The organism is Streptomyces sp. NPDC107521 (assembly GCF_055598485.1).
Genome location: NZ_JBVKAT010000012.1, coordinates 37313 through 61680 on the forward strand (window position 1 = coordinate 37313; position 24368 = coordinate 61680).

21 protein-coding genes and 2 riboswitches are annotated in these 24368 nt (G+C 72.9%); of the genes, 15 read left to right on the forward strand and 6 right to left on the reverse strand.

Features of this window, described 5'->3' with window-relative positions:
- The first annotated feature begins 262 nt into the window (after positions 1 to 262).
- The 5 genes from ACZ7LB_RS19055 (at position 263) to ACZ7LB_RS19075 (ending at position 5434) form a co-directional block, all read left to right on the forward strand.
- Complete coding sequence (locus ACZ7LB_RS19055) at positions 263 to 1486, forward strand: L,D-transpeptidase (RefSeq protein WP_471469580.1); 1224 nt, start codon at positions 263 to 265, stop codon at positions 1484 to 1486.
- A 212-nt stretch (positions 1487 to 1698) separates the two neighbouring features.
- Positions 1699 to 2967 (forward strand): L,D-transpeptidase, encoded by a 1269-nt coding sequence (locus ACZ7LB_RS19060; RefSeq protein WP_471469582.1) that lies wholly within the window; start codon positions 1699 to 1701, stop codon positions 2965 to 2967.
- Positions 2968 to 3073: 106 nt separating this feature from the next.
- Complete coding sequence (locus ACZ7LB_RS19065; RefSeq protein WP_471469583.1) at positions 3074 to 3841, forward strand: enoyl-CoA hydratase/isomerase family protein; 768 nt, start codon at positions 3074 to 3076, stop codon at positions 3839 to 3841.
- Between the two features lie 270 nt (positions 3842 to 4111).
- Complete coding sequence (locus tag ACZ7LB_RS19070; RefSeq protein ID WP_471469585.1) at positions 4112 to 4612, forward strand: ATP-binding protein; 501 nt, start codon at positions 4112 to 4114, stop codon at positions 4610 to 4612.
- A gap of 171 nt (positions 4613 to 4783) precedes the next feature.
- The gene (locus ACZ7LB_RS19075; protein ID WP_471469587.1) at positions 4784 to 5434 is read left to right on the forward strand and encodes an ADP-ribosyltransferase; all 651 of its coding nucleotides are present in this window, start codon (positions 4784 to 4786) and stop codon (positions 5432 to 5434) included.
- A 61-nt stretch (positions 5435 to 5495) separates the two neighbouring features.
- Here ACZ7LB_RS19075 and ACZ7LB_RS19080 read toward each other — a convergent pair whose 3' ends face one another.
- Positions 5496 to 6050, reverse strand: coding sequence for a glycoside hydrolase family 25 protein (locus ACZ7LB_RS19080; RefSeq protein ID WP_471469588.1), 555 nt, complete (start codon positions 6048 to 6050; stop codon positions 5496 to 5498).
- Between the two features lie 448 nt (positions 6051 to 6498).
- Positions 6499 to 6663 carry a hypothetical protein gene (locus tag ACZ7LB_RS19085; protein ID WP_161224729.1) on the reverse strand — a complete coding sequence of 55 codons (165 nt, stop codon included), beginning with the start codon at positions 6661 to 6663 and terminating at the stop codon, positions 6499 to 6501.
- Positions 6664 to 7091: 428 nt separating this feature from the next.
- Here ACZ7LB_RS19085 and ACZ7LB_RS19090 point away from each other — a divergent pair, with 428 nt between their 5' ends.
- Positions 7092 to 8321 carry an outer membrane protein assembly factor BamB family protein gene (locus tag ACZ7LB_RS19090; protein ID WP_471469591.1) on the forward strand — a complete coding sequence of 410 codons (1230 nt, stop codon included), beginning with the start codon at positions 7092 to 7094 and terminating at the stop codon, positions 8319 to 8321.
- Positions 8322 to 8589: 268 nt separating this feature from the next.
- On the opposite strand, the gene ACZ7LB_RS19095 is transcribed toward ACZ7LB_RS19090, so the two are convergent.
- The 4 genes from ACZ7LB_RS19095 to gcvT all read right to left on the reverse strand — a co-directional run bounded on the left by ACZ7LB_RS19095 (position 8590) and on the right by gcvT (position 12993).
- A complete protein-coding gene (locus tag ACZ7LB_RS19095) occupies positions 8590 to 9957 on the reverse strand; it encodes an L-serine ammonia-lyase (protein WP_471469593.1) in 1368 nt (455 codons plus the stop codon).
- 103 nt (positions 9958 to 10060) lie between these two features.
- On the reverse strand, positions 10061 to 11323 hold the full coding sequence (gene glyA, locus ACZ7LB_RS19100) for a serine hydroxymethyltransferase (protein ID WP_471469595.1): 1263 nt from the start codon (positions 11321 to 11323) through the stop codon (positions 10061 to 10063).
- A gap of 32 nt (positions 11324 to 11355) precedes the next feature.
- Positions 11356 to 11733 (reverse strand): glycine cleavage system protein GcvH, encoded by a 378-nt coding sequence (gene gcvH, locus ACZ7LB_RS19105; RefSeq protein WP_471469597.1) that lies wholly within the window; start codon positions 11731 to 11733, stop codon positions 11356 to 11358.
- 141 nt (positions 11734 to 11874) lie between these two features.
- Positions 11875 to 12993, reverse strand: a complete 1119-nt coding sequence (gcvT, locus tag ACZ7LB_RS19110) for a glycine cleavage system aminomethyltransferase GcvT (protein WP_471469598.1) — start codon at positions 12991 to 12993, stop codon at positions 11875 to 11877.
- A 39-nt stretch (positions 12994 to 13032) separates the two neighbouring features.
- Positions 13033 to 13144: riboswitch (glycine riboswitch) on the reverse strand.
- Positions 13145 to 13239, reverse strand: a riboswitch (glycine riboswitch).
- A gap of 787 nt (positions 13240 to 14026) precedes the next feature.
- Between gcvT and ACZ7LB_RS19115 the strand changes: the two genes are divergently transcribed.
- The 9 genes from ACZ7LB_RS19115 to ACZ7LB_RS19155 all read left to right on the forward strand — a co-directional run bounded on the left by ACZ7LB_RS19115 (position 14027) and on the right by ACZ7LB_RS19155 (position 24274).
- Positions 14027 to 14707, forward strand: coding sequence for an AAA family ATPase (locus ACZ7LB_RS19115; RefSeq protein ID WP_471469599.1), 681 nt, complete (start codon positions 14027 to 14029; stop codon positions 14705 to 14707).
- Between the two features lie 144 nt (positions 14708 to 14851).
- The gene (locus tag ACZ7LB_RS19120; RefSeq protein ID WP_471469600.1) at positions 14852 to 15622 is read left to right on the forward strand and encodes an enhanced serine sensitivity protein SseB; all 771 of its coding nucleotides are present in this window, start codon (positions 14852 to 14854) and stop codon (positions 15620 to 15622) included.
- Positions 15623 to 15716: 94 nt separating this feature from the next.
- Positions 15717 to 16499 carry an enhanced serine sensitivity protein SseB C-terminal domain-containing protein gene (locus ACZ7LB_RS19125; RefSeq protein ID WP_471469601.1) on the forward strand — a complete coding sequence of 261 codons (783 nt, stop codon included), beginning with the start codon at positions 15717 to 15719 and terminating at the stop codon, positions 16497 to 16499.
- Between the two features lie 744 nt (positions 16500 to 17243).
- The gene (locus ACZ7LB_RS19130) at positions 17244 to 18242 is read left to right on the forward strand and encodes an ABC transporter permease (RefSeq protein WP_471469603.1); all 999 of its coding nucleotides are present in this window, start codon (positions 17244 to 17246) and stop codon (positions 18240 to 18242) included.
- A 59-nt stretch (positions 18243 to 18301) separates the two neighbouring features.
- The gene (locus tag ACZ7LB_RS19135) at positions 18302 to 20053 is read left to right on the forward strand and encodes an ABC transporter substrate-binding protein (RefSeq protein ID WP_471469605.1); all 1752 of its coding nucleotides are present in this window, start codon (positions 18302 to 18304) and stop codon (positions 20051 to 20053) included.
- A gap of 69 nt (positions 20054 to 20122) precedes the next feature.
- Positions 20123 to 21130, forward strand: a complete 1008-nt coding sequence (locus ACZ7LB_RS19140) for an ABC transporter permease (protein WP_161224756.1) — start codon at positions 20123 to 20125, stop codon at positions 21128 to 21130.
- A complete protein-coding gene (locus tag ACZ7LB_RS19145) occupies positions 21127 to 22212 on the forward strand; it encodes an ABC transporter ATP-binding protein (RefSeq protein ID WP_471469607.1) in 1086 nt (361 codons plus the stop codon). Before ACZ7LB_RS19140 ends, ACZ7LB_RS19145 begins: the two co-directional genes overlap by 4 nt.
- Positions 22209 to 23528: an ABC transporter ATP-binding protein gene (locus tag ACZ7LB_RS19150; RefSeq protein ID WP_471469609.1), complete on the forward strand. Its 1320-nt coding sequence runs from the start codon at positions 22209 to 22211 to the stop codon at positions 23526 to 23528. Before ACZ7LB_RS19145 ends, ACZ7LB_RS19150 begins: the two co-directional genes overlap by 4 nt.
- An 86-nt stretch (positions 23529 to 23614) precedes the next feature.
- Complete coding sequence (locus tag ACZ7LB_RS19155) at positions 23615 to 24274, forward strand: trimeric intracellular cation channel family protein (RefSeq protein ID WP_471469611.1); 660 nt, start codon at positions 23615 to 23617, stop codon at positions 24272 to 24274.
- Positions 24275 to 24368: the final 94 nt, after the last annotated feature.

The following is a 24368-nucleotide window of genomic DNA, read 5'->3' on the forward strand; positions in this document are numbered from 1 at the left end:
GCGCCCCCGGCCCCGCGCCCCGTCCCCGCGGGCCGCCGTCCCCATGGCCCCCGTTCCCGTGCGCCGCCATCCTCACGGTGCCTGTTCGGACGCGCCCCCGTCCCGCGCGCCCCCTCCCACGCCCTGCCGTCCCCACCCACCGCGCCCGCTGCCGCCCGCCCCGCCCGCCGTCTCCCCGTCCCCCGGAACCCCGGCCGGCCGGCGACCGCCGGACGGCTCGCACGCACGTTTCCCCGGGGCCGGGCGGTCGTTACGGGGGGATATGAGACACCGACAAGGGCGCGCGCGGCGCGCGGGGGCCGCTCTGGCCGCCGTACTGACATGGACGGGACTCCTGCTGGGCACCGCCGGCTGCTCCGGAGGCGTCGGCTTCGGGGAGGTGTTCGGCAAGCCGCCCGCCGCCCGGGAGGTCATCCGCGTCACCCCCGGCGACGGCGCCGCGGACGTCCCGCCGGGCGGCCGGCTGTCCGTGCGGGTGCCGGACGGGCGGCTGGAGTCGGTGCGGGTGACGGTCTCCCAGGACGCCGGGGAGCGCGAGGTGCCGGGCCGCGTCTCCGCCGACGGCCTGGGCTGGCGGCCCGCCGACGACCGGCTCGCCCCGGCCGCGAGGTACACCGTCGACGCCGTCGCCGTGGACGGGCTGGGACGCCGCTCCGCCCGCCGCACCACCTTCACCACCCGGGTCCCCGACGAGCGGTTCATCGGCCACGTCGTCCCCGAGGACCGCGCCGTCGTCGGCACCGGGATGATCGTCTCGCTGGAGTTCAGCCGGGCGCTGACCGACCGCGCCGCCGTCGAACGCGGCGTCAGCGTGACCGCCGAGCCCGCCGTCGAGATCCGCCCGCACTGGTTCGGCGGCGACCGACTGGACTTCCGCCCCGAGACGTACTGGACGCCCGGCACCGAGGTCACCGTCGCCCTGGACCTGCGCGACGTGGAGGGGGCGCCGGGCGTGTACGGGATGCAGCGCAGGACGTTCTCCTTCACCGTCGGCCGCAGCCAGGTCTCCGTGGTCGACGCCGCCGAACGCACCATGCGGGTCAGCCGGGACGGCACCGTCGTGGCCACCCTGCCGGTCACCGCGGGGGCGTCCGCCACCCCCACCTACAACGGCCGCATGGTGATCAGCGAGATGCTCGACGTCACCCGCATGGACAGCCGCACGGTCGGCTTCGGCGGCGAGTACGACATCCCCGACGTGCCGCACGCCATCCGGCTGACCGCCTCCGGCACCTTCCTGCACGGCAACTACTGGTCCCCCGGGGACACCTTCGGCCGGGCCAACGTCAGCCACGGCTGCGTGGGCCTGCGCGACGTCCGGGGCGGCGGCGCCGACACCCCGGCGGGCTGGTTCTTCGACCGCAGCCTGGTCGGCGACGTCGTCGAGGTCGTCCACAGCGCCGACCGCACGGTCGACGCGGACAACGGGCTCGGCGGCTGGAACATGCCGTGGCGGCGATGGACGGCGGGCAGCGCGGTCCACTGACCCCGCGGGCCACCTCCCGCGCTCCCGTGGACACCCGTTCCGCGCCCCGCGCGCCCCCTGTTCCGAGCCCCCCGCGCCCCCGGCCCGGCACTCGGTACGGAACGGTGACAATCCCCCGTGCCCGTCCCCGCTGGCCTGCGGTTACGATGCGCCGAAGCGCGCGCGGGCGCGCCGGGGCGCGGGCCGGAGCAGGTCCGGCGAGGGGAGTCGACGTGAACGTGGGTCCGATATCGGGGGCGCTGTCGGAGAACATCCGCGGACGGAGCCGCAGAGGCGTGCGCGGAGGGCTGCCCGCTCTGCTCGCCGGGGCGCTGGCGCTGGTCCTCACCGCCTGTGCCGGCAACGGCGCGGGCACGGGCGCCGGCACCGCCGCGGTGGGCGGCGGCAAGGAGGCCGGCCCCTCCGCCACGGCGACGGGCCCCTCCCGGGCCGCCGTCACCATCGCCCCCGGGGACGGCGCCACCGCCGTCACCACCAGCGGCGCCCTCCGGGTCGGCGCCTCCGGCGGCAGGCTCACCGAGGTCGTCGTCAAGAACCCCGACGGCGGCCGGATCGCCGGGCGGACCTCCGCGAACGGCACCGTCTGGACGCCGTCCACCCATCTCGCCGCCGCCACCACCTACACCGTCCGCGCGGTCGCCGAGGACGCCGAGGGCCGCGCCGTGACCCGCGACTCCCGCTTCACCACCCTCACCCCGCAGCAGACCTTCCTCGGCACCTTCACCCCCGAGGACGGCTCCGAGGTCGGCGTCGGGATGTCGTTCTCCCTCCGTTTCACCCGGGGCATCACCCGTCCCGAGGCCGTCGAACGGGCCATCACCATCACCACCGAACCGGCCGTCGAGGTGGCCGGCCACTGGTTCGGCAACGACCGCCTGGACTTCCGCCCCGAGCACTACTGGAAGGCCGGCACCAAGGTCACCGTCGCCCTGAACCTCGACGGCGTCGAGGGCCGCGAGGGCGTCTACGGCAAGCAGAACCGCACCGTCTCCTTCACCATCGGCCGCGACCAGGTCTCCGTCGTGGACGCCGCCGCCCACACCATGAAGGTCACCCGGGAGGGACGGACCGTCAGGACCATCCCCGTCACCACCGGCGCGCCCGGCTACGCCACGTGGAACGGCCGGATGGTCATCACCGAGAAGCTCCGGGAGACCCGGATGAACGGCGACACCGTCGGCTACGGCGGCGAGTACGACATCAAGGACGTCCCGCACGCCATGCGGCTCTCCACCTCCGGCACCTTCATCCACGGCAACTACTGGGGTGGCGACGCCTTCGGCAACCGCAACGCCAGCCACGGCTGCGTGGGGCTGCGCGACGTGCAGGGCGGCTGGGACGAGGAGGCCCCCGGCCGCTGGTTCTTCGAGAACTCCCTCGTCGGCGACGTGGTCGTGGTCGAGAACTCCCAGGACGGGACCATCGCCCCGGACAACGGCCTCAACGGCTGGAACATGTCCTGGGACGAGTGGACCGCCTGAGCCGACCCCGACCCCGACCCTGTTCCCGTCCGCGTGGGCGGACGGCGGCCCGGTGTGACCGACCGCACCGGGCCGCCCGCCGTTAATCCCCGTTAACCTGCTGGGCATGACCGTACATCTCGAAGTCGCGGACGGCGTCGGCACGCTGCGCCTGGACCGCCCGCCCATGAACGCGCTGGACGTCGCCACCCAGGACCGGCTCAGGGAACTGGCCGAGGAGGTCACCCGCCGCGAGGACGTGCGCGCCGTGGTCATCCACGGCGGCGAGAAGGTGTTCGCGGCGGGCGCGGACATCAAGGAGATGCAGGCCATGGACCACGCGGCGATGGTGCTGCGGGCCCGCGCCCTCCAGGACTCCTTCACCGCCGTGGCCCGCATCCCCAAGCCCGTCGTAGCCGCCGTCACCGGCTACGCGCTGGGCGGTGGCTGCGAACTCGCGCTCTGCGCCGACATCCGCGTCGCCGGGGAGAACGCCAAGCTGGGCCAGCCCGAGATCCTGCTCGGCCTGATCCCGGGCGCCGGCGGCACCCAGCGCCTCGCCCGCCTCGTCGGCCCCTCCCGGGCCAAGGACCTCATCTTCACCGGGCGCCAGGTCAGGGCCGACGAGGCGCTGGCCATCGGCCTGGTGGACCGGGTGGTGCCCGCGGCCGAGGTCTACGAGCAGGCGCACGCCTGGGCCGCCCGGCTCGCCAAGGGCCCGGCCATCGCGCTGCGCGCCGCCAAGGAGTGCGTCGACGCGGGTCTGGAGACGGACATCGGGACCGGCCTCGCCATCGAACGGAACTGGTTCGCCGGGCTGTTCGCCACCGAGGACCGCGAGACGGGGATGCGCAGCTTCGTGGAGGAGGGCCCCGGCAAGGCGGTCTTCCGGTGAACCCCGCGCGCGCCGGGCGCGGTTGAGACGGTGTCGCACGCGTCCCCCGATGGGGCGGTTCGGGTCCGCACCGAGGCGGTTTCGAGCGCGCCGCGCCGGGGGAATCCGCCGGGTTCCGCCGAACCCTCCCCTCCCGCAGGTCAGGAAGGTTGTGCGCCGTCACGCGGTGCCGCTGGCACATGCCGTACGGGTGGTCCCGTGCCGGGGCTTCGCACCGGCGCATTCGCGGGAACCGCCCCGGAGTGCGCGCCGGACGGCCATGATGGGGGCATGTCGGGGCTGGAGGGTACGGATCAGCCGCGGGGAACCGGAGGTGCGACCGCGTCGCGCTGGTCGCCGGCGGTCGAGGACGAGCACGGGCTGCGTGCGCTGGAGTCCTTCGGCGACCCCTCGGAGCGCGAGGTGCGCCTGCGGTCCCTTCCCGAATCCGCCGCCACCGCGCGGCGGCTGGCCCAGATCGTCGCCCTGCGCTGGAAGCTGGGCCCCCGGGTCACCGAGGACACGGTGCTGCTCGTCTCCGAGCTGGTGGGCAACGCCGTGCGGCACACCGGGGCCCGCTGCTTCGGCCTCCATCTGCGCAAGGGCTCCGGACGGATCCGGGTCATGGTCCGCGACCCCTCCCGGGGGCTGCCCTGTCTGCTGCCGGTGCAGGAGACGGACATCAGCGGGCGGGGCCTCTTCCTCGTCGACAAGCTCTCCGACCGGTGGGGGGTCGATCTGCTGCCGATGGGCAAGACGACGTGGTTCGAGATGCGCGTCTCGGACCGCTGACCCCCGGTGCCTCGCCCCGTCCCGGTGCCTCGCCCCGTTCCGGTGCCTCGCCCCGGCCCCGCAGCTCCGCCGGCGCGCCCATGTGCCCATGGACGCAAGCCCGTTCGGGCAACACGCCGCCCACGGGTGACGGTCCCCGTCCGGCCGGTGCGCGGCGGGGATCGTACCGCCATGATCATTGCCCGTGTGCGGCGCCGTACCGCCGTCGCCGTGTTCTCCCTGTCCGCCGTCCTCGCCACCTCGGCCGCCGCGTTGCCGGGCCCGGCCCGGGCGTCGGTGTCCCCGGCCGCCGCGGCCGGTGCCGTACCGGCCGCCCCCGCCGCCGCGAAGGCGGCGCCCGCCTGCCCCCAGTTCCGCGACCGGATCAAGGCCGCCGCCGACCGGGACGTCGACATCGACCGCATCACGCCCGAGCCGGCCTGGCGCACCACCTGCGGCACCCTCTACCGCAGCGACAGCCGCGGCCCCGCGGTGATCTTCGAGGAGGGCTTCCACGCCAGGGACGTGGTCACCGGGCAGTACGACATCGAGCAGTACGTCCTGGTCAACCAGCCCTCGCCGTACGTGTCGACGACCTACGACCACGACCTCTACAAGACCTGGTACAAGTCCGGCTACAACTACTACATCGACGCCCCCGGCGGCGTCGACGTCAACAGGACCATCGGCAGCACCCACAAGTGGGCGGACCAGGTGGAGGTCGCCTTCCCCGGCGGCATCAAGCGCCAGTACGTCATCGGGGTCTGCCCGGTCGACAAGCAGACCAAGACCGAGATCATGAGCGAGTGCGAGGGCAACCCGAACTACGTGCCCTGGCACTGACATTCACGGTGCCGCTCCAGGAGGCCCGGCCCCGGGGGCGGCACCGGGGCCGCGGGTGGTGTTACCCGGCGGCCCAGGTCCGCAGCGCGGCGCGGCCGGCGAAGTCGGCCACGTTGGTGTCCAGCGGACGGTCGGTGTACTGGTGGAAGCGCCACCCGGCCTGGATGCGGGGCTTGCCCGCGGTCACGTAGTCCGCGATCCAGAGCCCGTCCCCGGCGTACGAGGTGGTGTCGACGTTCAGCCAGAAGTGGCGGTTGCAGTAGAGAACGACCCGGTGGTGCGGGCGGAGTTCCTTCAGCTTGCGGAGGAAACGGTCCTTCTCGGCGTTGGTGGCGTGGGTGCCGTCACCGGTGCTCTCCCAGTCGACGGCGAGGATGTCGCCCCGCCGCTCGGGGGCCTTGGCGAGGAAGTACTCGGCCTGGGCCGTGAGGTTGCCCGGCCAGAGGAAGTGGTAGAAGCCGACGACGAGTCCGGCGTCACGGGCCCGTTTCGTCTGGGCCGCGAGCCGAGGGTTGACGTAGGTGCGGCCCTCCGTCGCCTTGACGAAGACGAAGGAGAGTCCGTCGGTGCCGTAGGAGGAGGACTGGTACGCGCTCACGTCGATGCCGCGCAGCATGGGGCCTCCCTTTGTGGAGCCTCGGGGGACGTGGCTAGTTCATGCCCTCCCCGTCCAGGGAGTACGCGGAATCGGCACTTCAGACACTCGTTCGGGTTGTCCGGAAGCACACCTCCGCGCGGAGGTCGCGCAAGAGGGGTACGGGGCGAGGAGGTTGGCCGGACAGCGCCCTCCCATGACTCCCGCGCACCCCGGCGACGGACCCGGCGCGAGCCGCGGACGGGGGCGCGTGGCGTGGCGACGGCGTGGACGGAGGCTCTCCGGGGCACGGGGAGGAAGCACCCAAGGAACCTTCGCCGGGGCGGAGTTCATCGGTTCTGCGGGGCGGTCGGGGAAGGGGCGGTCCAGCCCCCGCGCACCGGTCCTTGCCGCCGGGCCGTTCGCACGCGCCGTGGACCGAGCCGGGACGCGTGCGGATGCGGCGGTCCCACCCCCGTGACGGATCGCCTCAACGCCGCTTGAGACGGGCGCGGTAGAGCTGCGAGGCGGCGACCATCGCGACGCAGACCCCCCAGAAGACCCAGACGCCCATGGATGCGCCGGCGAAGGCGAAGGCGGTCCCCGCCGCGCCGACACTGACCACGTCGCTGTACTGGACGAACGGATGCATCATGCCTCTCCTGGATGTCTCGGACGGGCTGTCATGCGCTTCCCCGCATAGGCGAATACGAGGATGCCGACCGGGTAGCTCGCGGGACCAGCCCCGCACGCGCGGGGACTACCAGGACGTGAGCTGCGGGTTCGTCTCGGAAGGGAGCGGATTTCACCCACTTCCTCTGATTCCGGCCCTTGGCGCGTCTCGGGCATTCGGCGCTCCCGGGTTCCCGGGTTCCCGCTGAAGGATACGAGTCCCGGGCGTCGGCGGTCTCGGTCGAGGCACGCTCCGGTTCCGGTCCGGCGCCTGTTGTCGCGGGTCGTTCACGGCCTTGTCATGTTTGGGCCCCACCCTCCGACCGGCCGAAAACCGGCGGTTAGCGTGAGCGCGGCACGGCGCCCACCGGGGGCGCCGACGACCGCACACGGAACGGGGCAGGGGACGACATGGGCGCACACGACGCAGGGACGGTCTCGCGACGGCGGGCGCTCCGGCTGGCCGGTACCGGACTGGGCCTCGCCCTGCTGGGCGCGGGCGCCTGGGGCTGCTCGCCGGAGGACGACCCGGGAACCGCCGGGGGCGGCGCGACCCCCGGCGGCGCGAAGGACGTCGATCCCGCCACCACCCCACCGCCCGGCGGAGCCCCGAAGCCGCTGTGGTCGGCCGACACCGCGAACACCACCCTGAGCGGCAACGGCGCCCTCGCGGTCGGCGGCGGCCTCGTCCTGGTGGCCGGCGATCCGCTCGTCGCCCGTGACCTCGTCAGCGGACGCGAGAAGTGGTCCCGCAGGGGCGTCACCACTCCCGGGGCCCAACTCCTCATCGGTGGCGGGACGTTGTACCTGGCCAGTGCGGAGTACGACGGCGACGTGGTCGGCCTCGACCCGGCGACGGGCAAGGAGACCTGGCGCAGCGCGATCGGCGACGAGTACGCCCAGCCGCGCCCCACGGCCGCCGACGACCGCCATGTCTACGTCCTGGCGGGCATCCTGGAGAAGGACTTCTCGACGCCGAACAACGTGATCGCGGCGATCGACACCGCCTCGGGCAAGGTGGCCTGGCGCGAGCGGCGCGACGCGGGGACCGAGGAGCACGGCATCACCGCCCGGGTGGCCGGGGACCGCCTCGTCTACACGGACTTCCGCAAGAACGTCACCGTCCGCGACACCGCCACCGGCCGCCAGGTGTGGACGAAGAAGATCGGGAACGCCAACTGGGAGCAGTTCGCCGTCCACAAGGGCCTGGTGATCGTGGCCGACGGACGGCGGCTGCGCGCGCTGGCCCTGGCCGACGGCGCGGAGCGCTGGTCGCTCGACTCCGGGGACCACACCTTCTTCAACGGCCCGCAGGTCCTCGACGGCGTGCTCTACGTCTCCGACCGGCTGCGCGGCATGCGGGCGGTGGACCCGGAGTCCGGGAAGACGCTCTGGCACAACCGGGACCTGCTGGAGAGGGCGGCCTACGCCTGGCAGTTCACGAAGGTCGGCGACACGGTGTACGGGGCGAGCCAACTGGACGACGACGGCGGGGTCCACGCCTTCGACGCCGCGACGGGCGAACTGCGCTGGACGTACAACGACGGGTCCGGTGACCTCCAGCGCTGGTACGTGGCGAGCGAGGGCGAGCGGCTCGCCGCACTGCACGGCCGCCGCCTCCACGCCCTCCCGGCCGTCTGACACCCCGCCCGGACCCCGGCCCCCGAACCCCGGCCCCCGAACCCAAGGACCCTCGCCACGAGAAGGATTCGGCCCCGCGCGCGAGGACGGCAGTGGCGTGCACACGGCGACGCCGTGACCACCGTGCCCGCCGGAGCCGGAGCCGGAGCCGGAGCCGGAGCCGGAGCCGGAGCCGCAGCCGCAGCCGCGGCCACGTGCACGCCACCCCGTCCCGCCCGGGAGGGCATCGGCGCGCACCACGCGGCCGGACCCGCCCGTCACCCCGCGCTCAGCACTCGATGATGTTCACCGCCAGCCCGCCCCGCGCGGTCTCCTTGTACTTGACGGACATGTCCGCGCCCGTCTCCTTCATCGTCTTGATGACCTTGTCCAGGGACACCTTGTGCGAGCCGTCGCCGCGCATCGCCATGCGGGCCGCGGTGACCGCCTTGACGGCGGCCATGCCGTTGCGCTCGATGCACGGGATCTGTACCAGGCCGCCGACCGGGTCGCAGGTCAGGCCGAGGTTGTGCTCCATGCCGATCTCGGCCGCGTTCTCCACCTGCTCCGGCGAGCCGCCCAGCACCTCCGCCAGCGCGCCCGCCGCCATCGAGCAGGCGGAGCCCACCTCGCCCTGGCAGCCGACCTCGGCGCCGGAGATGGAGGCGTTCTCCTTGAACAGCATGCCGATCGCGCCGGCCGCCAGCAGGAAGCGGACCACGCCGTCCTCGTCGGCGCCGGGCACGAAGTTGACGTAGTAGTGCAGGACGGCGGGGATGATCCCGGCGGCGCCGTTGGTGGGGGCGGTGACGACCCGGCCGCCGGCCGCGTTCTCCTCGTTCACGGCCATCGCGTAGAGGGTGATCCACTCCATCGCCAGGGCCTGCGGGTCGCCCTCGGAGCGCAGCTTGCGCGCGGTGGTCGCGGCGCGGCGGCGGACCTTGAGGCCGCCCGGCAGGATGCCCTCGCGGGACATGCCGCGCGCCACGCACTCCCGCATCACGCGCCAGATCTCCAGCAGGCCCTCGCGGATCTCGTCCTCGTCGCGCCAGGCCCGCTCGTTCTCCAGCATCAGCGCGGAGATCGACAGCCCGGTCTCCCCGGCGCGCCGCAGCAGTTCGTCACCGGTGCGGAAGGGGTGCTTGAGCACGGTGTCGTCGAGCTTGATCCGGTCCGCGCCGACCGCGTCCTCGTCGACGACGAAGCCGCCGCCGACCGAGTAGTAGGTCTTGGCGAGGACCTCCTCGCCCCCGGCGCCGTACGCCCGCATCGTCATGCCGTTGGCGTGGTAGGGCAGGGCCTTGCGGCGGTGCAGCACCATGTCGTCGTCGTAGGAGAAGGCGATGGCGCGCTCGCCCAGGAGCCGCAGGCGCCCCGAGTCGCGGATCGCGTCGACCCGCTCGTCGGCCCGCTCCACGTCCACGGTGCGCGGCGACTCGCCCTCCAGCCCGAGCAGTACCGCCTTGGGCGTGCCGTGTCCGTGGCCGGTGGCGCCGAGCGAGCCGTACAACTCGGCGCGGACGGTGGTGACGGAGCCCAGCAGCCCCTCGTTGCGCAGCCGCCGGGCGAACATGCGGGCCGCCCGCATCGGGCCGACCGTGTGGGAGCTCGACGGGCCGATGCCGATCGAGAACAGGTCGAAGACCGAGATGGCCACGGGGACTCCTCTGAAGCGGGGGTGGTGCGGAGGGGAGGGCACGGGGCGCCGGGCCCGCTCGTGACGGGCCCGGCGCCCCGCGCCGTGTGCTGTGCGGCGGTGGTCAGCCGCTCAGCCCGGGGTAGAGCGGGTGCTTGTCGGCCAGGGCGGTGACCCGGGCCTTCAGCGCCGTCACGTCGCAGGACGGCTTGAGGGCCTCCGCGATCACGTCGGCGACCTCGGCGAAGTCCTCGGCGGTGAAGCCGCGGGTCGCCAGGGCCGGGGTGCCGATGCGCAGGCCCGAGGTGACCATCGGCGGGCGGGGGTCGTTCGGGACGGCGTTGCGGTTGACGGTGATGCCCACCTCGTGGAGGCGGTCCTCGGCCTGTTGGCCGTCCAGCTCCGAGTCGCGCAGGTCCACCAGGACCAGGTGCACGTCCGTGCCCCCGCTCAGCACGGAGACGCCGGCCGCCCGCGCGTCGTCCCGCACCAGGCGCTCGGCCAGGATGCGGGCACCCTCCAGCGTACGGCGCTGGCGGTCCCGGAACTCCTCGCTCGCGGCGACCTTGAACGCGACGGCCTTGGCGGCCACCACGTGCTCCAGCGGACCGCCCTGCTGACCGGGGAAGACGGCGGAGTTGATCTTCTTGGCCAGCTCGGCCGTGGAGAGGATCACACCGCCGCGCGGGCCGCCCAGCGTCTTGTGGGTGGTGGTGGTGACCACATGGGCGTGCGGCACCGGGCTGGGGTGCAGCCCGGCCGCGACCAGACCGGCGAAGTGCGCCATGTCGACCATGAGGTACGCGCCGACCGCGTCCGCGACCTTGCGGAACGCCGCGAAGTCGAGCTGCCGGGGGTAGGCCGACCAGCCGGCGACGATCAGCTTCGGCCGGTGCTCCTCGGCCAGCCGCTCCACCTCGGCCATGTCGACCCGGCCGTCGTCGCCGACGTGGTAGGCGACGACGTCGTAGAGCTTGCCGGAGAAGTTGATCTTCATGCCGTGGGTCAGGTGCCCGCCGTGGGCGAGGTTCAGGCCCATGATGGTGTCGCCCGGCTTGAGCAGGGCGAACATCGCGGCGGCGTTGGCCTGGGCGCCGGAGTGCGGCTGCACGTTGGCGTGCTCGGCGCCGAACAGCTCCTTGACCCGGTCGATGGCGATCTGCTCGACCACGTCGACGTGCTCGCAGCCGCCGTAGTAGCGGCGGCCGGGGTAGCCCTCGGCGTACTTGTTGGTCAGGACCGACCCCTGGGCCTCCATCACCGCGACCGGGGCGAAGTTCTCGGAGGCGATCATCTCCAGGGTGGACTGCTGGCGGCGCAGCTCGGCGTCGACGGCCGCCGCGACGTCGGGGTCCAGCTCGTGCAGGGGGGTGTTCAGAAGCGACATGCGTGGGTGACCTCTCAGGACCTCGGGACCGGTCAGGCGCCCGCGAACGCGGCGTACTCGTCGGCGGAGAGCAGGTCGCCCGGCTCGTCCGTGACGCGCACCTTGAACAGCCAGCCGCCCTCGAAGGGGGCCGAGTTCACCAGCGAGGGGTCGCCGACGACGTCCTCGTTGATCTCGGTGATCTCACCGGAGACGGGGGAGTACAGGTCGGAGACGGACTTGGTCGACTCCAGCTCGCCGCAGGTCTCGCCCGCGGTCACCGAGTCGCCGACCGCCGGGAGCTGGACGAACACGACGTCACCGAGCGCGTTGGCCGCGTGCTCCGTGATGCCGACCGTCGAGACGCCGTCCTCGGCGGCCGACAGCCACTCGTGCTCCTTGCTGTAGCGAAGCTGCTGGGGGTTGCTCATGGCCTGAATTCTCCTGTACGCGGAAGAGTGCTGGTGAACGGGGTGACCCGACCGGGTATGTCCCCGGGCGGCGCGGGCGCGCGCGGGCACGGCGGGCGGCGGACCGCACGCCCGGGGTGCCCGCCGCGGGCCGGCGGGTGGCTACTTCTGACGCTGGTAGAACGGGAGCGCCACGACCTCGTACGGCTCGTGGGTGCCCCGGATGTCCACGCCGACGCCGGGCGTGCCCGGGGCCGCGTGCGCCGCGTCGACGTACGCCATGGCGATCGGCCGGCCCAGCGTCGGGGACGGCGCGCCGGAGGTGACCTCGCCGACGGTCTCGCCGCCGACGACGACCGCGTACCCGGCGCGCGGGACCCGGCGGCCCTCGGCGACCAGGCCGACCAGGACCCGGGGCGGCTCGGCGGCCGCCCGCTCGGCGGCCTCGGCCAGCGCGGCGCGCCCGACGAAGTCGCCCTCCTTCTCGAACTTGACCACCCGGCCGAGCCCGGCGTCGAAGGGGGTCAGCGCGGTGCTCAGCTCGTGGCCGTACAGCGGCATGCCCGCCTCCAGGCGGAGCGTGTCGCGGCAGGACAGCCCGCAGGGGACGAGTCCGGCGTCCTTCCCGGCCTCGGTGAGCGCCTCCCACACCCGCGCGGCGTGCTCCGGCCGCACGAACAGCTCGAAGCCGTCCTCGCCGGTGTAGCCGGTGCGGGCGATCAGCGCGGGGACGCCGGCGACGGTGCCGGGGAGCCCGGCGTAGTACTTCAGGCCGTCCAGGTCGGCGTCGGTGAGGCCGCCCAGGATGCCCGCGGACTCGGGGCCCTGCACGGCGAGCAGCGCGTGGGCGTCGCCGTCGTCGCGGACCTCGGCGTCGAAGCCGGCGGCGCGGGCGGTGAGGGCCTCCAGCACGGCCCCGGCGTTGGAGGCGTTGGCGACGACCAGGTAGTCGGTCCCGCCCAGGCGGTAGACGATCAGGTCGTCCAGGATGCCGCCGTCCTCGCGGCAGATCATCGTGTAGCGGGCGCGGCCCGGCTTCACGCTGCTGATGTTGCCGACCAGGGCGTGGTCCAGGAGGGCCGCCGCCTGCGGGCCGGTGACCGCGATCTCACCCATGTGGGAGAGGTCGAACAGGCCGGCCCTGGTGCGCACCGCGATGTGCTCGTCGCGCTCGGAGCCGTAGCGCAGGGGCATGTCCCAGCCCGCGAAGTCGGTCATCGTGGCGCCCAGCGCGCGATGCGTGGCATCGAGCGCGGTGCGGCGGAGTTCGGTACTGCTCATCGGTCGTCTCCCAGGTACAGGACGGCACGGGCGAGGTGGTCCTCCCCATCTGTCATCGGAACCTGAGAGGTTCGCCGGGACCACCGGAACGCGGCGATCAGGGCTTGCACCTTGGGTGGGGCCGCCGGGGCGGCCCGCTTTTCAGATGTGCCTCGCCCGCGCGGTAACGGTGCCTGAGAGATTCAAGGGAGGGACTTGCTCCTTCGGCGCCCCGGCGACGGCCGGGGACTCTCCCGCGCGGATTCAAACGGCCGGTATGCAGTTGGCGTCGCCATCATCGCACGCCGGGCGCACTGGTGGCAGACCGTGATCCGTAACCGACCTGTGGCACCGCGCGCACGGAAACGCGAGACTGCCGCATTACCTTCTCTTTACACTCGGCGGGGTAGGGGGACGCGTGAAACGCCCCAGGGGGAGGACGACCACGGTGAACAGGCCCACGGCGTGCGCCACGACCTCCGGCACCGCGCTGCCGCCGAAGCCCCGCGCGGACGGCGGCGCGGCCGGCGGGGAGAGAGGGAGCGGCGGGGGAGCGCGCCCCGGGGAGGACGGGGCGGGGGCGGCGGGCGAGCACCCGGCGTTCCCGGGGCCCGGGGGTAAGGGCCCCGGTGCCCCGGGGGCCGGCCACGGAGGTCCGGGGGCCGCGCCCGGGGGCGGCGCGGACGGAGCCGGTGGCGCGGGCGGGGCGGAACCGCCCGGCGCCCGCGAGGGGGGTGCCGGGCGCCGACCGGAAGCGGACGCCGCGGCGACGCCCGCGCCCCTGGGCGTCCCCGCAACCCCAGGTGCTCCCGGAACCCCGGGCGTCCCCGGAACACCTGGAGCCCCTGGAACCCCCGGCGTCCCCGGAACCCCGCACCCCCAACCCGGCGGCCCCCCGGAAGCCACGGGTCCCGCGCCCCGGCCGTTAGACGCCGCCGGAGCGCGCCGCGCCGCGGACCGCAGGCCCCCGCCCGCGCGGGACGCGCGTGTCCCCCTCCCGTCCGTCCCCCTGGGGGACACCCCGGCCCCGCGCCCGCCCGCGCCCCCGGCCGCCGTGGCGGGCCCGCCCGCGCCGGACCCGAGCGCTCCCCTCCCGTCCGTCCCGACGGAGGGCACCCCGGCCGCCACCCCGGCCCCGCGCCCGCCCGCTCCGCCGTCCGCCCCGTCCCGCGTCCGGGACCTCCGCACCGGCGGCCGTCCCGCCCCGTTCACCCTCCGCTTCGGGCCCCGGGACGTGGTCGTGGTCGCCGGGCTGCCCGGCAGCGGCAAGTCCACACTGATGCGCCGCGCCGTCCGGGGGCGGCGGATCGACTCCCAGGACGCCCGCGACCGCTGGGAGCGCCGGGTGCCGCGCGCCCTGCCCTACGCCGTCTACCGCCCGCTGGTCCGGCTCTCCCACTACGCCGGGCTGCGCCGCGCCCTGCGCTCCGGCGAGGGCGTCGTCGTGCACGACTGCGGCACCCAGCCCTGGGTGCGCGGCTGGCTGGCCCGCTGGGCCCGCCGCCGGGGCGGTGCCCTGCACCTCGTCGTCCTCGACGTGGCCGCGGGCACCGCCCTCGCCGGGCAGCGCGCCCGCGGCCGGGGCGTCTCCCGCTACGCCTTCCACCGGCACCGGGCGGCGACCGCCCGCCTCCTGCGCTCCCTGGCCGGCGGACCGCCCCCGGGCTGCGCCTCCGCCACCCTCCTCGACCGCCCCGCCGCCACCGCCCTGCGCACCCTCGCCTTCACCGCCTGAGCCGGGCCCGCGCCGGCGCCCGGTGACGGCCGACGGGCCCCGCCCGCAAGCCCGTTGCCCCGATTCCGTCGGCCCCTGGGGCCCGGCGGTGCGGACGGGTAGCCTGTGGCGGCACACGAGCGGTACGAGGCAGGCGGTAGGCAGATGGAGATTCCGGCCCAGGAGCAGTCCCGGCCGCCCGGCGGCGGCTGGCCCGGCAACGAGCTGGAGGAGGTGTTGTCCGCCTCCCTCGGCGTGCCCGGCGCCGAGGCCCGGCTCCTGGAGGTGCTCGGCCGCAGCTCCCTCTGGATACCGCTGCCCAACGGCGGCGGCCCGGACAGCGGCGCCCTCGACCTGCCCGCGGTCGAGCTGGACGGCCAGGCCTACGTCCCGGTCTTCAGCTCCGAGGAGCAGCTCCGCCTCGCCACCGGCGGCCACCTGGGGTACACCGTCGCCCCCGCCGCCGAGTTCGCCCGGGGCCTGCCCCCGCAGATCGGCCTCGCCGTGAACCCGGACGGCGCCGTCGGCCTCCCGTTGCCCCCGGCCGCCGTCGCCGAACTCTGCCGGACCGGCCTCACCCCGCTGGACGGCCCCGCCTCCGGCGGCCGGGTCCGCCTCTTCGAACCGGACTGGCAGGACGACCCGGTGGACTTCCTGGCCGCCGCCTCCGCCGAGTTCGACGCCACCGGCGTGGTCCGCACCGCCCGCCGCTGCCTGGCCGCCGTCGAGACCGCCGAGCCGGTCATGTTCGTCGGCGTGGAACTGGCCCACTGGGAGGGCGACGCCGCCACCCGGCCCCTCGACGCGCTCGGCCGCGCGCTCGGCCGCGCCCCGGCGCCGTGGCCGGTCAACCTGGTCCTCCTGGAGGCCGCCCAGGACCCGGTCTGCGACTGGCTCCGCGACCGGGTGCGGCCCTTCTACCAGCAGGACCGTTGACCGGAAAAGACCTCTGCCGGGACTCGGGCTCCCCTTGCGCGGGGAGCCGTAAGCTGGTCGCACTACCGGGGAACTTCTCGAAGGGGCGATACACGTGAGCGCCAGCGGCACCGCGACCGGGCAGGTCGAGCACATGCTGCGCCAGGTCACGCCCGGGGGCTACGACGCCTACGAGGCCCTTCTGCGCGCGCTCGCCGCCCCCACGTCCGGCCAGGTCTGGATGCTGCTGTGGCACGGCCAGGCCGGTTCCCCCGACGCCCAGTACGGGAACATGGAGGTCGACGGACACGGCTACGCGCCCTGCGTCACCTCCGCCCAGGAGCTGTCCGCCAGCGGCTGGAACCGGTCGTACGAGGTCGTCGACGTCCTGGAGGTGGCCCGCTCCCTGTACCCGGACCACTTCGGCCTCTGGCTCAACCCGCACGCCCCCGGCGGCGGCCTCGGCGTGCCCTGGCTCGATCTGCGCCGGATCGCCTCCGGACTGGACCGTCAGCCCGCCGGTCCGCTGAGCCTGTCCGACCCGGCCATCGAGATCCCCCAGTTCTACGCCCTGCTCGCGCGCAACGCCCACCGCACCCCCGCCGTCCGCGCCCTGCGCCGGGCCTGGGTGCAGCCGGCCCTGGGCTCCCCGTACCTGGCCATCGGCCTGGACGTGTACGACGTCTCCCCGCCCGCCGTGGACGCGGTGCGCGGCATGATGCAGCAGTCGGTGGGCGCGGTCCCGGAGGGGCTGCCGGTCTCCACCGTCGCCATGACCGACGCGCACGACCCGGTCGCCATGTGGCTGCGGGCCAACGCCCGTCCGTTCTACGACCGCGAGGCCCACGCGCCCGCCCCGGGCCCCGGCTACGGTTACCCGCCGCGCGGCGCGTACTGACCCGAGCCCCGGTCCCGAGCCCCGGTCCCGAGTCCGAATCCCCGGTCCCGCCCGCGCTTCCATGCCCGGCGCCCCGCCGGCCCGGCACCACCCGGCATCCCCCGGCGCGGAACCCACCGGGCCGCCCCGGCATCCGCGGTCACCCGCGGCCTCCGGAGCCCGTCACCCGCCCGGAGCGCGCCCGCCACGCGTCCGCCACCCGCCCCGAGCGCCCCCGGCACCCCGCCCTCCCGGCCGTCCGGAGCCCGGCGCCGCCCCCCGCCCGCGACGGGCCCGCCCCGCGTCCCCGCCCCGTGGCCTGCGCGGACGCGTAAGGTACCGGCGAGTACGGTCGGCCGGGTGAAGAGATGGGGTCCCCGCACGGGCTCCGCGCCCCTGTGCCACTGTGTCCGGGATCGAGGCTTTCGGGGGGCGAGGGGCTCTGTCCTGATTTCACCGGACATGATGGACAGGCCACTGTCCGGCATGAGTTGTCTGCCGTTCGGATAACGGAACTCAGCGGTCGGCGTCACGGTTGCGCATACTTTCCCCGTCAGATCTGGCGCGTGATCGCCGGGGCGTTGAAGACTCCCCTCCACGGGGGAAGGCCGCCGGTCCGGTGAGTGAGCGCCCATGAGGTGCGCCGGAGGCCGGACGGCGGACGGCCGAGTCACACCGCGTCCGCCGGGCAGCAAGCAAACGGAACAAGTCGCCGACAACGGCGGGCAAAGGCCGGTCACCACCGGCGAGAGGGGTCGGGTCACTGTGACCGCACCGATCGAGACCACCGGGGCGCAAGCCGAGGCACAGCCCGAGGCTGTCCTGGTCGGCGCCGATAAGGGGCAGATCGAGGGCCGTTCCCTGGGCCAGATCGCCTGGTCCCGCTTCAAGAAGGACAAGGTCGCCGTCGCCGGCGGGGTCGTGGTGATCCTGCTGGTCCTCATCGCGATCCTGTCCCGTCCCATCCAGGCGATGTTCGGCCTGGACCCCAACGCCCTCAACCAGGACCTGATCGACCCCAACACCTCGCTGCCGAAGGGCGACTTCGGCGGCATGAGCATGGAGCACCCGCTCGGTGTGGAGCCGAAGTTCGGGCGGGACATCGCCACCCGTATCCTGGAGGGCTCCTGGGTCTCGCTGGTCGTCGCCTTCGGCGCCACGATCCTGTCGAACACCATCGGCGCCGTCCTCGGCGTGGTCGCCGGTTACTACGGCGGACGCGTCGACACGATCATCAGCCGGCTGATGGACACCTTCCTCGCCTTCCCCCTCCTGCTGTTCGCCATCGCCATCTCGGCGACGCTGCAGGGCGGTGCCTTCGGGCTGGAGGGACTGCCGCTCCACATCGTGGTGCTGGTCTTCGTCATCGGCTTCTTCAACTGGCCCTATCTGGGCCGCATCGTCCGGGGCCAGACACTGGCCCTGAGGGAGCGCGAGTTCGTCGACGCCTCCCGGGGGATGGGGGCCAAGGGCCCGTACATCCTCTTCCGGGAGCTGCTGCCGAACCTCGTGGGTCCGATCATCGTCTACTCGACGCTGCTGATCCCGACCAACATCCTCTTCGAGGCGTCCCTGAGCTTCCTCGGCGTGGGCATCCAGCCGCCGCAGGCCTCGTGGGGCGGCATGCTGAACCAGGCGGTCGACTTCTACCAGGTCGATCCCCAGTTCATGATCGTTCCCGGTCTTGCCATCTTCGTGACCGTCCTGGCGTTCAACCTGCTCGGCGACGGTCTCCGTGACGCTCTCGACCCGCGCAGCCGCTGAGCGGCGCCTGCGCAGAGAGTCCTACAGATTTACCACCAATGGAGGGGAAGCAGACCATCATGCGAAGGTCAACGCTGGCCGCTATCGCGGCCGTCGGCAGTGCGAGCTTGCTGCTCTCGGCGTGCAGCAAGGCCGACGACAACTCGGAGAACAAGGGCAACACGTCGGCTGAGGCCAACGCAGCGACCACGAGCGTCGTCAACGCCTCCACCCAGAAGGGCGGGACGGTCACGTACGAGTACTCGGACGTGCCGGACTCCTTCGACCCCGGCAACACGTACTACGCGTACATGTACAACTTCAGCCGGCTCTACGCCCGTCCGCTGATGACCTTCGCGCCCGGTCCGGGCGAGAAGGGCAACAACCTCGTCCCCGACCTGGCCGAGAGCAAGGGCCAGCCGAGCGACGGCGGCAAGACCTGGACGTACAAGCTGCGTGCGGGCCTGAAGTACCAGGACGGCACGCCGATCACCTCGAAGGACGTCAAGTACGCCGTCGAGCGCTCCAACTTCGCGCGTGACGTGATCTCCCTGGGCCCGAACTACTTCCAGCAGTTCCTCAAGGACGGCGCCAAGTACAAGGGCCCGTACAAGGACAAGAGCCCCGAGGGCCTGAAGGCGATCGAGACGCCGGACGACACCACCGTCGTCTTCCACCTCGACCGCCCGTTCCAGGAGTTCGACTACCTGGTCGCGACGCCGCAGACGGCGCCGGTGCCGCAGGCCAAGGACACCGGCATCGACTACGTCAAGAACATCGTGTCGTCCGGCTCCTACAAGTTCCAGAGCTACGAGGAGGGCAAGCAGGTCGTCCTCGTCCGCAACGAGAACTGGGACCCGAAGACCGACCCGCTGCGCAAGCAGTACCCGGACAAGATCGTCGTCAAGCTCAAGGTCAACGCCGAGACGATCGACCAGGACGTGCAGTCCGGCACCGCCATCGACTTCGGCGGCACCGGCGTCCAGGCCGCGACGCAGGCCAAGGTCGTCAACGACGCCAAGCTGAAGGCCAACACGGACAACACCTACGGTGGCCGTCTGGTCTACATGGCGATCAACAACCAGGTCGCCCCGTTCGACAAGGTCGAGTGCCGCAAGGCCGTCGAGTACGCCATCGACAAGGTCTCCGTGCAGACGGCCCTCGGCGGCCCGATCCGCGGTGAGGTCGCCACCACCGTCCTGCCGCCGGACGTCGTCGGCTACGGCAAGGCGGACGTCTACGCCACCGAGGGCAACAAGGGCGACGTGGCCAAGGCCAAGGAGCAGCTCGAGGCCTGCGGCAAGAAGACCATCACCACCAACATCTCCGCCCGCAGCGACCGCCCGCAGGAGATCGACGCGGCCACCGCGATCATCGCCTCGCTGAAGAAGGTCGGCATCAACGCCAGCCTGAAGCAGTACCCGTCGGGCAAGTACTTCACCGACTACGCCGGTGTGCCCACGTTCACCAAGAAGCAGAACATCGGTCTGCACCTGATGCAGTGGGGTGCCGACTGGCCCTCCGGCTACGGCTTCCTGCAGCAGATCCTGAACGGCGGCGCGATCGGCACCTCGGGCAACACCAACCTGTCGTACATCGACGACAAGCAGATCAACGAGCTGCTCGGCAAGGCCATCGCCACCGAGGACGAGACCGAGCGCAACTCGCTCTACGCCGAGATCGACAAGCGCGCGATGGAGCAGGCCGCGCTCGTCCCGCTGACCTACTTCAAGGTCCTGCTGTACCGCCCGACCACCTTCACCAACCTGGTGTCCACGGCGGCCTTCAGCGGTCAGTACGACTACCTCAACATCGGCACGACCAAGAAGTAGCCCCGGAAGGCAGGTGAAGGCATTGGTGCCCGCGGGCTTCGCGGCCCGCGGGCACCAGCGCCGGTCCCCGTGATCTCGTACATCCTCCGTCGGACGTTCGCGGCAGTGATCCTGCTGCTGGTCGTCACCGCGGTCACCTTCGCGATCTTCTTCCTGCTGCCGCGGCTCGTCGGCCAGAGCGCCGACCAGCTCGCCCAGCAGTACATCGGAAAGAGTCCGACGAAGGCCGACATCGCCGCGGTCAAGCAGAACCTCGGCCTGGACCAGCCCCTCTACGTCCAGTACTGGCACTTCATCAAGGGGATCGTCAGCGGCGCCACCTACAACCTGGGCCCCACGACGGCGCGCTGCGACGCTCCGTGCTTCGGCTACTCCTTCAAGAACCACGTCGAGGTGTGGCCGCAGCTCACCTCCCGGCTCCCGGTGACGCTCTCCCTGGCCGGCGGCGCCGCCGTGCTCTGGCTGCTCTCCGGTGTCCTGATCGGTGTCATCTCGGCGCTCAAGCCCCGCAGCGTCTTCGACCGCACCTTCATGGGCGTCGCGCTGGCCGGTGTCTCGCTGCCGATGTTCTTCACCGGCAACCTGGCGCTGCTGCTGTTCACCTTCCAGTGGCCCATCTTCGGACGCACCTATGTGGCGTTCACCGAGAATCCGGGCCAATGGGCCAACACGCTCTTCCCGGCCTGGTGTTCGCTCGCCCTGCTGTACTCCGCCATCTACGCGCGGCTCACCCGCTCGGGGATGCTGGAGACGATGAACGAGGACTTCATCCGCACGGCCCGCGCCAAGGGCCTGCGCGAGCGCACCGTCGTCACCCGGCACGGCCTGCGGGCCGCCCTGACGCCGATCATCACCGTCTTCGGCATGGACCTCGGCCTGCTGCTCGGCGGTGCGGTGATCACCGAGACGGTGTTCTCACTGCCGGGCATCGGCCAGTACGCGGTGCAGGGCATCACCGACAACGACCTGCCGCCGATCCTCGGCGTCACCCTGCTCGCCGCCTTCTTCGTCGTCTTCGCCAACCTCCTGGTGGACCTGTTGTACGCCGCCGCCGACCCCCGGGTGAGGCTCTCGTGACCGAACTCTCCAGGACCGCGTCCGCCGCGGGCACCCCCGCGAACGCGCCCGACGCGTTCCTCACGGTCCGCGACCTCAAGGTGCACTTCCCGACCGACGACGGCCTGGTCAAGTCCGTCGACGGGCTCAGCTTCCAGGTGGAGAAGGGCAAGACCCTCTGCATCGTCGGCGAGTCGGGCTCGGGCAAGTCGGTCACCTCGCTGGCCATCATGGGCCTGCACCGCCTCGGTCCCCGCGGCAAGAACGTCCGGATGTCCGGCGAGATCTGGCTCGACGGCAAGGAACTGGTCTCCGCCGAGCCGGACGAGGTGCGCCGGCTGCGCGGGCGCGAGATGGCGATGATCTTCCAGGACCCGCTGTCCGCGATGCACCCGTACTACTCGGTGGGCAGCCAGATCGTCGAGGCGTACCGGGTCCACCACGCCGTCAGCCGCAAGGCGGCGCGCAAGCGGGCGGTCGAGATGCTCGACCGGGTCGGCATCCCCGAGCCCGGCAAGCGTGTCGACAGCTACCCGCACGAGTTCTCCGGCGGCATGCGCCAGCGCGCGATGATCGCCATGGCCCTGGTCAACAACCCCGAACTGCTCATCGCCGACGAGCCGACGACCGCCCTCGACGTGACCGTCCAGGCGCAGATCCTCGACCTCGTCCGCGATCTGCAGAAGGAGTTCGGCTCCGCCGTCGTGCTCATCACCCACGACCTCGGCGTGGTGGCCGAGATCGCCGACGACGTCCTCGTGATGTACGGCGGCCGGTGCGTGGAGCGCGGTTCGGTCGACGACGTCTTCGAGCGCCCCCAGCACCCCTACACCTGGGGCCTGCTCGGCTCGATGCCCCGCATCGACCGCGAGACCTCCGAACGGCTCATCCCGGTCAAGGGCCAGCCGCCGAGCCTCATCAACGTCCCCTCGGGCTGCGCCTTCCACCCGCGCTGCCCGTACGCCGACCTCCCCAAGGGCAATGTCACCCGTACCGTGCGCCCGGAGCTCCAGCAGGTCGGCAGCGGACACTACTCCGCCTGCCACCTCTCGCCGGAGGACCGCACGCGGATCTGGACCGAAGAGATTGTGCCGAAGCTGTGAGTGAGACGAAGAAGACGGACGGGACGAAGGTCCCGGCGCAGGCGGCGGCTCCCGGGGAGCGCGAGGTGCTGCTCAGGGTCGAGGGCCTGCAGAAGCACTTCCCGATCCGCAAGGGCGTCCTGCGGCGGCAGGTCGGCGCGGTCAAGGCTGTCGACGGCATCGACTTCGAGGTGCGCAAGGGCGAGACCCTCGGCGTGGTCGGCGAGTCGGGCTGCGGCAAGTCGACCATGGGCCGGGTCATCACCCGGCTCCAGGACCCGACCGGCGGCTCGATCCACTTCGAGGGCCAGGACATCACACGGCTGAACACGGCTGGGATGCGCCCGCTGCGGCGGGACATCCAGATGATCTTCCAGGACCCGTACGGCTCGCTGAACCCGCGCCACACCATCGGCGGCATCGTCTCGGCACCGTTCCGCCTCCAGGGCGTGGAGCCCGAGGGCGGGGTGAAGAAGGAGGTCCAGCGGCTCCTGGAGCTGGTGGGCCTGAGCCCGGAGCACTTCAACCGCTACCCGCACGAGTTCTCCGGCGGCCAGCGCCAGCGCATCGGCATCGCCCGCGCGCTGGCCCTGAAGCCGAAGCTGGTGGTCGCGGACGAGCCGGTCTCCGCGCTGGACGTCTCCATCCAGGCCCAGGTCGTCAACCTGATGGACGACCTCCAGCAGGAACTGGGCCTGACGTACGTGATCATCGCGCACGACCTGTCCGTCGTCCGGCACGTCTCGGACCGGATCGCGGTGATGTACCTGGGCAAGATCGTCGAACTGGCGGACCGCACCTCGCTGTACGAGGCGCCGATGCACCCGTACACCAAGGCCCTGATGTCGGCCGTGCCGGTGCCGGACCCGAAGCGCCGGGGCGCCAGGAGCGAGCGCATCCTGCTCCGCGGCGACGTGCCCTCGCCGATCGCGCCGCCCAGCGGCTGCCGTTTCCACACCCGGTGCTGGAAGGCCACGCAGATCTGCGCGACCACCGAGCCGCCGCTGAAGGAGCTGCGGCCGGGGCAGCGGGTCGCCTGCCACCACCCGGAGAACTTCGCGGACCAGGCGCCGCAGGACGTCGTCCTGCTCTCCGACGCCAGGGCGGCGGCGGAGACGGTCCCGGAGAAGGCGCTCGCCGAGTCCGCGGCGACCTCGGCGGCGGTCGCCGCGGAGGTCGGCGGCGCGGCGGCGGAGCCGGCCGGGGGCGCCGGACCGGCCGGGGAGCCCCCGGCGGCCGGGGAGTCCCCGGCGCCGGAGCAGGGCGCGGCCCCGGCGGGCTCCGGGGACTCCGCGGAGTCCGGGGAGTCCGGGGAATCCCCCGGCGGCAGGAAGTGACCGGCGACAAGAAGTAACCTGCCCGTCCAGCGAGCCCCCGCCTTCGTTTACAAGGCGGGGGTTCGCTGTCGGGTAAGAATGTCAGGGTGTACCAGCAACTCTTCAGTCCCACCGTCCAGCACACGCTCGATCTGATCGGGATCTTCGTCTTCGCCATCTCCGGCGCGCTGCTGGCCGTCCGCAAGAACTTCGACGTGTTCGGCATCGCCGTCCTCGCCGAGGTCACCGCACTGGGCGGCGGGCTGTTCCGGGACCTCGTCATCGGCGCCGTCCCGCCCGCGGCCTTCACGGACCTGGGGTACTTCGTCACCCCGCTCCTCGCCACGGTGCTGGTCTTTTTCCTGCACCCGCACGTCGAGCGCCTGCAGACCGGTGTGAACATCTTCGACGCGGCCGGTCTCGGCCTGTTCTGCGTCGCCGGCACCACCAAGGCGTACGACTACGGGCTCGGCCTGACCGCCTCCGCCTGTCTGGGGCTCGCCACGGCCGTCGGCGGCGGCGTGCTGCGCGACGTGCTCGCCAACGAGGTGCCCTCGCTGCTGCGCTGGGACCGCGACCTGTACGCCGTCCCGGCCGTCGTCGGCTCCGCCATGGTCGCCCTGTGCATCCGTCAGGACGCCCTGACCCCCGTCACCGGCGGCCTCGCCGTGGTCACCGCCTTCGTACTGCGGCTGCTCGCCCTGCGCTACCACTGGCGGGCCCCGCGCGCCTGGAACCGGCGCTCGACGGCGGTGGAGGGCGAGTGAGAGCCCGGCGGTCCCGGCCCCGGCTCCCGGCGGCTCCCGCTCCGGCTCCCGGCTCCCGGCGGTTCCGGCTCCGGGGCGAGGCGTCCCTTTCGGG

Excerpts from the sequence above, each read along its gene's own strand:
- ACZ7LB_RS19055 (WP_471469580.1), top strand. The coding sequence starts at position 263 with ATGAGACACCGACAAGGGCGCGCGCGGCGCGCGGGGGCCGCTCTGGCC.
- ACZ7LB_RS19065 (WP_471469583.1), top strand. The coding sequence starts at position 3,074 with ATGACCGTACATCTCGAAGTCGCGGACGGCGTCGGCACGCTGCGCCTG.
- ACZ7LB_RS19070 (WP_471469585.1), top strand. The coding sequence starts at position 4,112 with ATGTCGGGGCTGGAGGGTACGGATCAGCCGCGGGGAACCGGAGGTGCG.
- ACZ7LB_RS19075 (WP_471469587.1), top strand. The coding sequence starts at position 4,784 with ATGATCATTGCCCGTGTGCGGCGCCGTACCGCCGTCGCCGTGTTCTCC.
- ACZ7LB_RS19080 (WP_471469588.1), bottom strand. The coding sequence starts at position 6,050 with ATGCTGCGCGGCATCGACGTGAGCGCGTACCAGTCCTCCTCCTACGGC.
- ACZ7LB_RS19085 (WP_161224729.1), bottom strand. The coding sequence starts at position 6,663 with ATGATGCATCCGTTCGTCCAGTACAGCGACGTGGTCAGTGTCGGCGCG.
- ACZ7LB_RS19090 (WP_471469591.1), top strand. The coding sequence starts at position 7,092 with ATGGGCGCACACGACGCAGGGACGGTCTCGCGACGGCGGGCGCTCCGG.
- glyA (WP_471469595.1), bottom strand. The coding sequence starts at position 11,323 with ATGTCGCTTCTGAACACCCCCCTGCACGAGCTGGACCCCGACGTCGCG.
- gcvH (WP_471469597.1), bottom strand. The coding sequence starts at position 11,733 with ATGAGCAACCCCCAGCAGCTTCGCTACAGCAAGGAGCACGAGTGGCTG.
- gcvT (WP_471469598.1), bottom strand. The coding sequence starts at position 12,993 with ATGAGCAGTACCGAACTCCGCCGCACCGCGCTCGATGCCACGCATCGC.
- ACZ7LB_RS19120 (WP_471469600.1), top strand. The coding sequence starts at position 14,852 with ATGGAGATTCCGGCCCAGGAGCAGTCCCGGCCGCCCGGCGGCGGCTGG.
- ACZ7LB_RS19135 (WP_471469605.1), top strand. The coding sequence starts at position 18,302 with ATGCGAAGGTCAACGCTGGCCGCTATCGCGGCCGTCGGCAGTGCGAGC.